Annotated in this window: 10 protein-coding genes and 1 pseudogene; 6 read left to right on the forward strand and 5 right to left on the reverse strand. The window is 74.9% G+C overall.

What is annotated here, in order from left to right; translation table 11 throughout:
* Nucleotides 1-76: 76 nt before the first annotated feature.
* Nucleotides 77-1,333, reverse strand: coding sequence for a glycosyltransferase family 2 protein (locus KME75_RS23125; RefSeq protein WP_219416970.1), 1,257 nt, complete (start codon nucleotides 1,331-1,333; stop codon nucleotides 77-79).
* 249 nt (nucleotides 1,334-1,582) lie between these two features.
* On the opposite strand from KME75_RS23125, the gene KME75_RS23130 reads away from it, so the two are divergent.
* From KME75_RS23130 to KME75_RS23155, 6 genes are all read left to right on the forward strand, one after another.
* The gene (locus tag KME75_RS23130) at nucleotides 1,583-2,875 is read left to right on the forward strand and encodes a competence/damage-inducible protein A (RefSeq protein WP_246632660.1); all 1,293 of its coding nucleotides are present in this window, start codon (nucleotides 1,583-1,585) and stop codon (nucleotides 2,873-2,875) included.
* Nucleotides 2,876-3,145: 270 nt separating this feature from the next.
* Nucleotides 3,146-4,741 (forward strand): ABC transporter substrate-binding protein, encoded by a 1,596-nt coding sequence (locus KME75_RS23135; RefSeq protein ID WP_308283008.1) that lies wholly within the window; start codon nucleotides 3,146-3,148, stop codon nucleotides 4,739-4,741.
* 8 nt (nucleotides 4,742-4,749) lie between these two features.
* Complete coding sequence (locus tag KME75_RS23140) at nucleotides 4,750-5,742, forward strand: ABC transporter permease (RefSeq protein WP_308283009.1); 993 nt, start codon at nucleotides 4,750-4,752, stop codon at nucleotides 5,740-5,742.
* A gap of 117 nt (nucleotides 5,743-5,859) precedes the next feature.
* Complete coding sequence (locus KME75_RS23145) at nucleotides 5,860-6,801, forward strand: ABC transporter permease (RefSeq protein ID WP_219416973.1); 942 nt, start codon at nucleotides 5,860-5,862, stop codon at nucleotides 6,799-6,801.
* The gene (locus tag KME75_RS23150; protein WP_219416974.1) at nucleotides 6,798-7,769 is read left to right on the forward strand and encodes an ABC transporter ATP-binding protein; all 972 of its coding nucleotides are present in this window, start codon (nucleotides 6,798-6,800) and stop codon (nucleotides 7,767-7,769) included. The genes KME75_RS23145 and KME75_RS23150 overlap by 4 nt, the downstream gene beginning before the upstream one ends.
* 2 nt (nucleotides 7,770-7,771) lie before the next feature.
* Complete coding sequence (locus KME75_RS23155; RefSeq protein WP_219416982.1) at nucleotides 7,772-8,446, forward strand: ABC transporter ATP-binding protein; 675 nt, start codon at nucleotides 7,772-7,774, stop codon at nucleotides 8,444-8,446.
* A 290-nt stretch (nucleotides 8,447-8,736) separates the two neighbouring features.
* Here the strand turns inward: KME75_RS23155 and KME75_RS46895 are convergent.
* From KME75_RS46895 to KME75_RS23175, 4 genes and pseudogenes are all read right to left on the reverse strand, one after another.
* Nucleotides 8,737-9,048 (reverse strand): annotated as a pseudogene (locus KME75_RS46895) (PAS domain-containing protein); the annotation flags it as partial.
* Complete coding sequence (locus KME75_RS23165; protein WP_219416976.1) at nucleotides 8,981-10,114, reverse strand: epoxide hydrolase family protein; 1,134 nt, start codon at nucleotides 10,112-10,114, stop codon at nucleotides 8,981-8,983. The pseudogene KME75_RS46895 and the gene KME75_RS23165, both read right to left, overlap by 68 nt.
* A gap of 2 nt (nucleotides 10,115-10,116) precedes the next feature.
* The gene (locus KME75_RS23170) at nucleotides 10,117-10,875 is read right to left on the reverse strand and encodes an SDR family NAD(P)-dependent oxidoreductase (protein WP_219416977.1); all 759 of its coding nucleotides are present in this window, start codon (nucleotides 10,873-10,875) and stop codon (nucleotides 10,117-10,119) included.
* Nucleotides 10,876-10,889: 14 nt separating this feature from the next.
* The gene (locus KME75_RS23175) at nucleotides 10,890-11,894 is read right to left on the reverse strand and encodes an acetamidase/formamidase family protein (protein WP_219416978.1); all 1,005 of its coding nucleotides are present in this window, start codon (nucleotides 11,892-11,894) and stop codon (nucleotides 10,890-10,892) included.
* Nucleotides 11,895-12,081: the final 187 nt, after the last annotated feature.

The following is a 12,081-nucleotide window of genomic DNA, read 5'->3' on the forward strand; positions in this document are numbered from 1 at the left end:
AGCGGAGCTTGCGGAGCTGACTCCGGTCCGCCGGGGCAGGGGTGGCGTCGAGGCGCCACCCTGCCCCGCGTCGGCGTCAAAGGGTGAGGGCGAGGGGCTGGGACGGCGGCCCGTCCGGTGCCACGAGCGGAGGCACCCGGCCCCCGGCCCGGCGGGCGGCGCGCCTGCCCCGCAGATAGGCCCACGGGCCGGCGGCGAGGCCGCGCAGGCGGGTGCGTCCGGTGCCGGTGGGCATCCCGGCGCCCGCGCCGCTCTCCCGTTCCGAGATGTGCCGCAGCTGGGCGAGCGCGGCCGGCAGGCGGCGGGCGGCAGCGGCCCGGGCGCGCGGGTCGAGCGCGACCTTGGTCAGGAAGCCGCCCAGTCCTATCGCGTAGCCGCGCAGCTGGGCGTGCAGCGCGTCGGCACCGGGGCGGTGGTGGTGCCACACCCATGCGCTCGGCTCGTAGCCGATGACGTGGCCCGCCAGCACCAGCCGGACGAGGAACTCGCAGTCCTCCCCGCCGTGCGTGGGGGAGCCCGGGCCGAGCGCCTCGTCGAACCCGCCCACCGCGCGGGCCACGGCCGTGCGCACGGCGAGGTTGGCGCCGATCCCGAAGAGCCCGGGGGAGAACGGGAAGATCGCCGAGTCGGCCGGCGGGTCGTCCAGGGAGAACTTGCGCCGCTCGAAGCCCTTGTTCCAGGCGAGCGCGGAGTCGGCGGCCAGCTCCTCCGCCGTGGCCAGGCGCGCGGCGAGCACCGGGCCGCTCACGCAGACGAGGTCCGGGGCGCCCGCGAAGGCCCCGGCGATCCGGGCCGCCCAGCCACGGTCGGGCTCGGTGTCGTCGTCGGTGAACGCGACGACCGGCGTGGTGCTCTCCTGCAACCCGCGGTTGCGCCCCACGGACGCGCCGCGCCGCGGCTCCCGCACGTAGCGGACCCGCTCGTCGCCGATCGCCCGCACCGCGGCGGCCGTGCGGTCGTCGGCGGGGTCGTTGTCCACGACGAGCACGGTGACGTCGGCGTGGTCCCCGGCCAGCACGGCGCGCACGCACCGCTCGAGGCTGCGCGGCCTGCCGCGGGTGGCGACGACGACGGTGATCGGGTCGGTGGACGTCGGCGGCGGGGGCGGGTCGGGCAGCTCGCCCAGCTGCTCGTCGACGGCCCGGCGGATGTCCGCGGCCGCCGCGCGGCCCTCCACCAGCGGCACGTCGACGATCCCGACGGGCGAGCCGCTCGCCGTGACGAGCAGGCGTGCGGCTCCGTAGTGACGGTCGACGGAGAGCTCGGAGATGGGGGCGCGCCGGTCCAGCTCGGCGACCCACGTGGGTGCGGGCGGGGCGATCCAGGGGGACAACCGGGGGCCTTCCGGGCAGTGGTGCGACAACGGGTTGCATCGACAACGGTAGCGGGAGCCGCTCGGGGCGCGCGCCGTTCGTCCGGTTTGTCGACCGTCGGTCCAGGGAGCCCGGCGAACGGCTGTGGCGACACTGAGAACATCCCCCATTCGAGGGAGGGGCGTTCCGCCGCCCGCCATAGCGGGTAGGGGCGAGGCCGTTCGTCGGTGGGCGCCGGTACGCGCCCGCGAGCCGCTAGCGTCCTGGGCATGGAGGCAGGTGAGCGGCCCCGCGCCGCGGTGGTGGTCACCGGGAGCGAGCTGCTGACGGGGGCGATCTCCGACCGGAACGGGCCGTGGCTGGCCCGCGAGCTGGGCGGGCTGGGTTTCGAGGTGGCCCACGTGCTGGTCGTCGGCGACCGGCCCGCCGACCTGGCGGGGGCGCTGCGCTTCGCCGCCGAAGGCGGCTGCGCGCTGATCGTCACCAGCGGTGGGCTCGGCCCGACGGCCGACGACCTCACCGCGGAGGTCGTGGCGTCCTTCGCGGGCACCGAGCTCGCGCTCGACGAGGCGATGTACGAGCGGATCGCCGGGATCCTCGCCGGTTGGGCCGCCCGCACCGGCTTCGGCGGGCCCGCGCTCGAGGCGGCCAACCGCAAGCAGGCGATGGTGCCGCGCGGGGCCGTCGCGCTCGACCCGGTCGGCACCGCGCCCGGCCTGGTCGTACCTCGGCCGGGGGGACCGCTCGTCGTGGTGTTGCCGGGGCCGCCGCGCGAGCTCCAGGGCATGTGGCCCGCCGCGCTCGCCGCCGCCCCGATGCGGGAGCTCCTCGCCGGGGTGCCCGCCGCGGCGGCCCTCTCCCTGCGCTACTTCGGGCTGCCGGAGTCCGAGATCGCCGCGACCCTGCGCGAGCTCGGCGACGGGCGCGACCTGTCCGGCGTGGAGGTCACCACCTGCCTGCGGCGCTCGGAGCTGGAGGTCGACCTGCACCCGCTGCCCGGCGCCGAGGAGGTGGCGGGCGAGCTGCACGCCCGGCTCGCGCAGCGGCACGCCCGGCACCTAGTCAGTGCGGAGGGCACCAGCACCGACGAGCTGCTCGCCCGCGCGCTGTTGGACCGCGGCTGGACGGTCGCGACCGGGGAGTCCTGCACCGGCGGGATGCTCGCCGCCCGGCTCGTGGACCGGCCAGGGTCGTCGGACTACGTCGCGGGCGGCGTGGTGGCGTACGCGAACACGGCGAAGACGGATCTGCTCGGCGTGCCCGCGGAGATGCTCGCCGAGCACGGGGCGGTGTCGCCGGAGGTGGCCAGGGCGCTCGCCGACGGGGCCAGGGCCCGGTTCGGCGCCGACGTCGGCATCGGCATCACCGGCGTCGCGGGCCCCGGCGGTGGCACCGAGGCCAAGCCGGTCGGCTACGTCTGCTTCTGCGTGACGACGGGCGACGGCCTCGTGCTCGCCCGCGACCCCGTCCTGCCGGGCGGTCGGGGGGACATCCGCGAGCGCTCCACCGACGTCGGGATGCACCTGCTCCTGCGCGCCGCGGCCCCCCGGACCGCGAGCTGACGCGGCCGCTGTTCGGAAAAGATCGCCGCGAGATGCGCGTCCGCGCGGTGTCGACGACGACGTCGGCGCTCTCGCGACGATCACACGGGACGTGATCGCTGTGAGATGCGCGTCCCCGCACCCGCGAGGACCACGACGGCGTTCTCGCGGTGATCACCCCGGATCCCCTGGTTGATCCCCCACGGGCCCTGGGCGACCTCTCTCACGCGGCTCGCTCCAGCCATGGGTGCGCTCTTGCAACTCGGTCGCAAGTGTGGCTACCGTCCGGTCGTGTCACGACGCGTCCTGCTGATCCTCGGTGCCGTGCTCACCACGTTCGTCGCGGCGTGCTCCGTGCCGACCGCCCCGGGGGGTGCGGCCGGCACGGGCGGGACCGACGGGTCGACGATGGTGCTCGCCGACGGTTTCGAGCCCGAGAGCCTCCACCCGCTGCTCGGCTACGGCGTCGAGGGCGCGTCCAAGATCTTCGACGGGCTGGTCGCCCACGACGCCGACCGGCAGCTACAGCCCGCGCTGGCCGCGGCCCTGCCCACCCCGTCCGCCGACGCGCTGTCCTGGACCGTGCCGCTGCGTGAGGGCGTGACGTTCCACGACGGGAGCGCGTTCGACGCCGACGACGTGGTCGCGACGTACCGGGCGTTGCTCGACCCGGCCTACGCCGCGTCGATCCGTTCGGACTTCGTGACGCTCGCCGGCGTCGAGAAGGTCGACGCCACCACGGTGCGGTTCACGCTCACCCAACCCGACGCGGCCTTCCCGCACCGGCTGACGCTCGGGATCGTGCCGGCCGAGGCGGTGGCCACGCCGGAGCCGCTGGCCCAGTCGGAGTTCTCCACCGCGCCGATCGGGACCGGCCCGTACCGGCTCGGGGAGTGGCGGCGCGGCACGTCGATGACGCTCGAGGCCAACGAGCAGTACTTCGGCGGTGCGCCCGCGGTGCGGACGATCGAGATCGTCTTCGCCACCGACGACAACACCCGGGCCCAGCGGCTGCAGGCCGGGGAGTTCGACGGCACCGTGCTGCCGCCGGCGCTGGCGCAGACGTTCGCCGGCTCGGAGTACACCGTGCGCCACCACCCCAGCGCCGACTACCGCGCCATCACGCTGCCCAGCGCGCATCCCGTGACGAGCGACCCGGCGATCCGGCTCGCGCTCAACTACGCCGCCAACCGGCAGGGCATGATCGACGGGTTGCTCGCGGGCCAGGGGCGGCCCGCGTCGAACCCGATTCCCGAGGTGCTCGCCGAGTACGCCGAGCCGAGCGCGCAGTTCCGGTTCGACCGTGCCGAGGCCGAGCGGATCCTCGACGCGGCGGGCTGGGTCCGCGGTCCGGACGGCATCCGGGTCCGCGACGGCGTGCCCGCGCGGTTCACGCTGATGTACCCGGCGGCCGACACCGTGCGCCGCGACCTCGCGCAGGCCTTCACGTCCGACGCGAGCGCGGTCGGCATCGACGTCGCACTCGAAGGGCTGGGCTGGGAGGCGATCGAGCCGCGGATGGAGCAGGACGCGCTCGTCCTCGGCGGCGGCAGCCCGTTCGACCCCGACATCGTGAGCTACCCACTGCTGCACAGCTCCTACGGCGGCGACGGGTTCAACAACCCGGGCTCGTACGCGAACCCGGAGGTGGACGCCACGCTGGACGCGGCCCGCCGCGCGCTCGACCCCGCCGAGCGGGTGGCCGCGGTGAAGGCGTGGCAGCGGGCCTACGCCGAGGCGCCCGGCTACGTGTTCCTCGTCTTCCTCGACCACTCCTACCTGGTGCGCGAGAAGTGGGACGGCTACGAGCAGGTCGTCGACCCGCACACGCACGGCACCACGTGGGGGCCGTGGTGGAACGTCGAGGACTGGACGCCGAAGGCATGAGCATTACGGTGAACGGACGGACGTCCCGCTCCCGCGAGATCGGAATGCTCGTCGCGCGGCGGCTCGCGTTCGCGGTGCCGGTGCTCGCGGTCGTCGCGGTCGGGGTGTTCCTGCTGGCCGCGGCCTCGCCGTTCGACCCGATCCACCAGTACTACGGCGTGGACGTGTTCTCCGCGACCGAGGCCGACCTCGCCGCCACCCGGGCCCGCCTCGGGCTCGACGACGGCGTGTTCCAGCAGTTGGGGCGCTGGCTCTCCGGGGTGCTGTCGGGGGACCTCGGAACCAGCCGCTCGTTCCGGCAGCCGGTGGCGCAGGTGGTGGCGGAGCGGCTGCCGTGGACGCTCCTGCTGGTGACGGTCGGCCTCGCGGTCGCGGTGGTGCTGGCGCTCGTGGCCGGGGTCGTGGCCGCGTGGCGCCAGGGCGGGCTGTTCGACCGGGCCGTCACCGCGGTCGGGCACGCGATGGAGGGCATCCCGCCGTTCGTGCTGGCGCTGGTCGCGATCGCGGTGTTCGCGCTGGGCTTCCGGTGGCTGCCGGTCGCGGGGCTGACCGACCCCGGGATGCCCGCCACCGTCGACCAGGTGGCCCGGCACCTCGTGCTGCCCGCGCTCGTGCTCGGGGTGTCGCAGACGCCGTGGCTGGTGCTGCACGTGCGGGGCTCGCTGCTGGCGGCGCTCGGCGAGGACCACGTCGCGGGCGCTCGCGCCCGCGGGCTCGGCGAGGCGACGGTCGTGCTGCGGCACGCCCTGCCCACCGCGCTCCTGCCGTTCGTCACGCTGATGGGCACGCGGATCCCGGAGCTGGTGACGGGTGCCGTGCTGGTCGAGACCGTGTTCTCGTGGCCGGGCATCGCCGAGGCGGTGGTGACGGCGGCGCTGGCCGTCGACTTCCCGATGCTCGCGGCGCTGTCGGTGCTGGCCACGGCCGCGGTGCTGCTGGGCTCGCTGCTGGCCGACGTAGCCGTGGCGCTGGCCGACCCGAGGGTCGTGGCCGATGGCTGAGCACGCCCCGACAGGCCGGCCGCGCAGGGGCGACTCGCGTGTCGAAACCCGGCGACTCGCGTGGCGTATTCGGGCGACTCGCGTGACGGAAACGGGCGACTCGCGGGGAGGAAGCGCATGACCGCCGAGGTGACGCTCGAGAAGACGGCCGAGCCCGCCGGGACGGCCGCCGCGCCGCGGTGGCGCTCCGCGGCCCGGGTCCGGGCCGGGACGCCGCGGGGGCGGGCCGCCGCCGGGCGGGCCAGGGCCCGGCTCGTCGCGGGCGCCGGCGTGCTCGTGCTGCTCGCGGTGGCATCGGTGCTCGTCCCGTGGCTCGGCGGCCTGGACGAGCGGGTCGTCGACTACACCGCCGTGCGGCTCCCACCGTCGCTCGAGCACCCCTTCGGCACCGACGCCCACGGCCGCGACCTGCTGTTGCGCAGCTTCGCGGGGCTGCGGGTGTCGCTGCTGGTCGCGGCGGTCTGCGCGGTCGTCTCGACGGTGCTGGGTGCGGCGTTCGGCGCCGCGTCCGGCGTGCTGGGCGGCTGGCCGGACCGGCTGCTGATGCGGGTGGTCGACACCGTGAACGCCGTGCCGCACCTGCTGCTCGGCATCGTGATCGTGGCGCTGTACCGGGGTTCGGTGCTCGCGGTGATCGCCTCGATCGGGCTCACGCACTGGACGGGCGTGGCGCGGATCGTGCGGGCGGAGGTGCTGTCGCTGCGGGAGCGGCCGTTCATCGACGCCGCGATCTCCGGCGGGGCGTCCCGGGGCCGGGTGCTGCGCAGGCACCTGCTGCCCGCGATCGTGCCGCAGGCCGCGCTGTCGACGGTGCTGCTGCTGCCGCACGCCGTCTGGCACGAGACGGCGCTGAGCTTCCTCGGGCTCGGGCTGCCCCCGCACCTGGCGTCGATCGGCAACATCCTCGGGGAGGGGCGGGCCGCCGTGCTGCTCGGCTCGTGGTGGATCGTGACGTTCCCGGCGCTGCTGCTCGTGGCCACCGCGCTCGGGGTGGCGGGCGTGGCGGCCTGGTGGCGCGACCGGGCGCTGCCGCGGCGGCGATCGGAGCTGGGGCTGTGAACGCGGAGCTGCAGGTGGACGACCTGTCGGTCCGGTTCCGCCTCGGCGCGCGGGGCCGCGCGGGCATCGTCACCGCGGTGACGGGCTCGAGCTTCACCCTGCGCCCGGGCAGGCTGCTGGCGCTGGTGGGGGAGAGCGGGTGCGGGAAGTCCGTGCTCGCCGCGTCGATCATGGGCCTGCTGCCGGCGAACGCGGAGGTCGCGGGCAGCGTCCGGCTGCGGAACGCGGGGCTCGACGGGCTTGACCTGCTCGACGCGCCGGAGCGGCGGCTGCGCGACGAGGTGCGCGGCAGGCGGGTCGGGCTCGTCCCGCAGTCGGCGGCCACGCACCTCACGCCGGTGCGCCGGGTCGGGGTGCAGCTGCTCGAGACGGTGCGGGCGCTGCGGCCGGGCGACGCCGACCCGCTCGCCACCGTCCAGCGCCTGGCCGACGACGTCGGCCTGCCGCGGGAGATGCTCGACCGCCACCCGCATGAGCTGTCGGGCGGCACGGCCCAGCGGGTCGGGGTCGCCGCTGCGCTCGCGGGCGAGCCGCCGGTGCTGCTGGCGGACGAGCCGACGGCGGGGCTGGACCGCCCGCTCGTCGACCGCACCGTGGACCTGCTCGCCGACATGGCCGCGCGCGGCCACGCCGTCCTGCTGATCACCCACGACCTGCGTGCGGCCCGGCGCGTGGCCACCGACGCGGCGGTGATGTACGCGAGCCGGATCATCGAGCTCGGCCCGGCCCAGGACGTCTTCACCGACCCGTGGCACCCCTACACCCGCGGCCTGTTCGGCGCGCTGCCCGACCGCGGGTTCGCCGCGATCCCCGGGCACCCGCCCGACCTGACGGCGCTGCCACCGGGCTGCGGGTTCGAGCGCCGCCGGCCGGACCTGCACACGTGCGTGCCCGACCCCCGGCTGCAGTGGCACGGCGATCGGGCGGTGGCCTGCGCCCCCGTCCCGGAGGAGGTGGCGGTGGCGTGACGATGGAAGCGCACGGGATCGTCGCCGGGTACCGTCGCGGAGCCCCGGTGCTCGACGGCGTCGACCTCGCGGTCGCGCCGGGCGAGGTCGTGGGGCTCGCCGGCCCCAGCGGCTGTGGGAAGTCGACGCTCGCGCGGGTGCTGGCGCTGCTGATGGCGCCGTGGGCGGGTGCGGTCGAGATCGACGGCGTCCGCGCCCGCGGTGTCCGCTACCGCGCACCGCGCGCGCTGCGCACCGCCGTCGGGGTGGTGTTCCAGCAGCCGCGGCTCGCGTCCGACCCCCGGCTCACGCTGCGCGAGATCGTCGCAGAGCCGCTGCTCGCCGCCCGCCGTGGCCGCGACGAGGGGTGGGAGGAAAAGCTGCACGCGCGCGTCGGCCTCACCGCCAAGCTGCTCGGCAGGCGTCCGCACGAGGTCAGCGACGGCCAGTTGCAGCGCGCCTGCCTCGCCCGCGCGCTCGTGTTGCGGCCGCGGTACCTGGTCTGCGACGAGATGACCGCGATGCTCGACGCGTCGACCACGGCCGTGCTCGTGGGGGTGGTCGCGGACCTCGCCGGCGCGGACGGGGTGGGGGTGCTCGCGGTGTCGCACGACGAGGAGCTGCTCGCGGTGTGGGCCGACCGGGTCGAGCGACCGTTCGCCGATCATGCAGTGGCGGCGGAGCCTTCCTGCAAGTAGATTGCAAATACGCTCACGGGTGCTCGTTCTGGCAGCTCGACACCGTGAGGTGGGGGACCCGCCCGCCGCACCCGGCGGCGGGCCCCGTCCGTCAGGCGGCGCCTGCCTCCCGCACCTGCACGTTGAGCGCCGAGGCGAGGCCGGTGAGCGTGAGGACGCGGGCGGCGGCGGACCCCGCCGCCACGGTCACGACGAGCACTGTGTCCGCCGCAGCCGCCGCGCGGCGTCGGCGGGCAGGCCGACGAGCGCCCGCCCGGCCGGGTTGAGGGAGAACAGGCGGTGTGGCGCCCGATCAGCTCCTCGGCGCTCCAACCGGTGATCCGGCGCAGCGACGGCGACAGATAGCGCCACGTGCCGTCGCGGTCGTGCCGGGCGACGAGGTCGTCGGCGTACTCCGCGAGCAGCCGGAACGCGCGCTCGGACGACCGCGGCTGCGCGCCCGCTCCGTCGTCACCGATCGGGTGCTCCTGCCGGGTTTCCAGCGCTGTGTGACGGTAGTCGCCGGTCCTCGCCCGCGCAGGCCTGCGTCCTCGTTCAGCGCAGGGGACGGAAGAACGTGCGCAGCTCCTCGACGAACACGTCGGGCTGCTCCAGGCTCGCAAAGTGCCCGCCCGTCTCGGGCTCGTTCCAGTACCGCAGGTCGGTGTAGCGGCGCTCGATCCAGCTCCGCGGCAGGCGCCAGAGCTCCTTCGGGAACAGGGTGACCCCGGTGGGCACGGGCACCTCGTCCATCCGCCTGCGCTTGTAGCTCTCCCAGTAGATCCGCGCCGACGACGCCCCGGTGCCGGGTAGCCAGTAGAGCATCACGTTGTCCAGCAGGCGGTCCCGCGGGATGACGTTCTCCGGATGACCGGCGTTGTCCGTCCACTCCCAGAATTTCTCGACGATCCACATGCACTGGCCGGAAGGGGAGTCGACGAGCCCGTAGCCCAGCGTCTGAGGCCGGGTCGACTGCTCACTGGAGTAGCCGGTGGCCACCTTCCGGAAGGTCTTGCGCGCGGCCAGCCCGGCCTGCTCGGCCTGGGTCAGCTTCTGCGTGTCGGCGTCCGGCGGCGGCGGGGCGATCGGCATCGTCAGGTGGATGCCGATGAGGTTCTCCGGCGCGCCGGTGCCCAGCGCCGAGGTGATCATCGCGCCCCAGTCGCCGCCCTGGGCGCCGTACCGGTCGTAGCCGAGCCGGTCCATCAACTGCGCCCACGCCGTCGCGATCCGCTCGATGCCCCAGCCCGCGACCGTCGGCTTGCCGCTGAACCCGAACCCGGGCAGCGACGGCACGACGACGTGGAACGCGTCGCGGGGGTCGGGTGGGTCGGTCAGGGCGTCGACCACGCCGAGGAACTCGATCACCGAGCCCGGCCATCCGTGCGTGAGCAGCAGCGGCACGGCGTCGGCGTGCCGCGACCGGGCGTGGATGAAGTGCACCTCGACCGTGTCGTCGCCGCCGCCGTCGAGCCCGGTGCGGAACTGCGGCAGTGCGTTGAGCTCGGCCTCGCACCGTCGCCAGTCGTACTTGTGGGCCCAGTGGTCGCACAGCTCCCGGGCGTAGTCGAGCGGCACCCCCTGCGTCCAGCCGCCCACCGTGGCCGGGTCGGGCCAGCGTGTGCGGGTGAGGCGGTCCCGCAGTTCGGTCAGCTCGGACTCGGGGATCTCGATCCGGAACTCGCGCATCGCTAGAGCTGTACTCCTCGGGTCAGCGCGCCGTCGACCATGAGGTTCGTTCCCGTGATGAACGACGCGCGCGGGCTCGCCAGCATCGTGACGGCGTAGGCGACCTCCTCCTCGGTGCACATCCGCCCGGTCGGGTTGAGCGCCATGGCCTTCGCGAAGAAGTCGGGGTCGTCGCGCTCGATGCTCTGCCAGACGCCGCCGTCGAAGTAGACGTTGCCCGGGGACACGGTGTTGGCCCGGACCCGGCCGGCGTGCTGGTGGGCGAGCCCGGCCATGTAGTGGACGAGCGCGGCCTTCATGCCGCCGTACGGGCCGGCGAAGAAGTCGATTTCCCGGCCGGACACGCTGGAGACGGCCACCACCGAGCCGGCGCCACTGCGCTCCAGGTGCGGCAGCGCGGCGTCGACGAGGCGGACGGTGTGCATGAGGTCGACCTCGAAGCTCGCCCGCCAGCTGTCCTCGCCCGGCGTCACCGCCAGCGCGCTGACGTTGGCCACCGCGACGTCGAGCCCACCGAACCGGTCCGCCGACTCGCTCACCCACCGTGCGAGCGCCGCGCCGTCCGCGACGTCGACGGCCGTGCCGGTGACGTCGTGGCCCGCCGTGCGCAGCTCGTCCTGCGCGACATCGACGTCGGCCTCGGTGCGCGCGCAGAACGCCACCCGCGCGCCCTCGCCCGCCAGCGACTCGACGATCGCCCGCCCGATGCCCTTCGTGCCGCCGGTGACGAGCGCGGCCTTGCCCGCGAGCTGCAGGTCCATGGAGCCTCCTCGGATCAGACGAGCGTGCGGGCCAGTTCCCGCAGGTGCCGGTGCATGCCGCCATAGGCGGCCCGGTCCGCGCCGAGCAGCGCCTTGTCCACCTTCGTCACGGCGCTGTAGTTCGTGTCGCAGACGTTGGCCAGCGGTGAGCGGCTGATCTGGGTGAGCAGCTGGTAGGCGTCGAGCGGGTCCAGCCCGCACAGCTCGCCGAGCCACGTGACCATGCCGACCTGGGAGGCGCGCCACGCGTCCTCCAGCGGGCGCGCGGACCCGACCACCGCGTAGGCGTCGTTGTGCTCCAGCCGCGGCCAGGCCGGCGCCCCGCCCTTGATCAGCTCGACGACCAGCGTGACGTCCATCGCGCCCTCGACGGCGGTGCCGCAGCTCTCGCCCTCGCCCTGCCGGTAGTGCCCGTCGCCGACGGAGAACAGCGCGCCCTCGACGTTCACGCCCAGGTAACACGTGGTGCCCGTGCGCATCTCGGGTGTGTCCATGTTGCCGCCGAACGTGTCGGGCACGAGGCTCGAACGCACCTCGCGGCCCGGCGGCGCGACCCCGACCGTCCCGAGCATGGGGGCGATCGGCAGCTCCAGGGACAGCTGCGAGCGCTGGGCCTCGAAGTGCACGGTGCCGCGCTCGCGGTCGAGCTGGTAGATCCAGGTCTGCTCGGGCAGCGGCTCGTGGAGCAGCGCGGTGCGGTCGGTGCCGGTGAGCGCGCCGAAGAACGGGATCGTGCTGGACGCGGCCCAGTCCCGGGCCGGGGAGAGGTCGGCGATGTGGATCGCGAGCGTGTCGCCCGGCTCGGCGCCCTCGACGAAGAACGGCCCGGTCTGCGGGTTGACCTCGGCCATGTTCAGCACCTGAGAGGGCTTGTCGCTGGTGCGCTGCAAGCGTCCGGAGAACGCGTCCTCGGTCCAGAGCCGCAGCGCCGTGCCCGGGGCGATCCGGTGCGTCGGTGCCACGCCGCCGAACGTCCACGCGTACTGCTCGGGCCGGGGCCGGAACTCCACGACGTCCACCGGCGAGATCGTTCTCCCGGCCCCGGGCGGGCGCAAGCCCTGGGCGCGCGGTGCAAGCCTGAGTTGCAGCAAAGTCCCCCATGGCCTTCGGCCGCCACGAGGTATGAGAATCGGGTCGGGTCCGGCTGAGCTCGGTTGGCATTGGTGCGTCTAGCCCGAAGCAAAGTCTGAGGCCTGGGGGCCTTCC

The sequence above is a fragment of the Pseudonocardia nigra genome, from assembly GCF_019396355.1.
Taxonomy (GTDB): Bacteria; Actinomycetota; Actinomycetes; order Mycobacteriales; family Pseudonocardiaceae; genus Pseudonocardia; species Pseudonocardia nigra.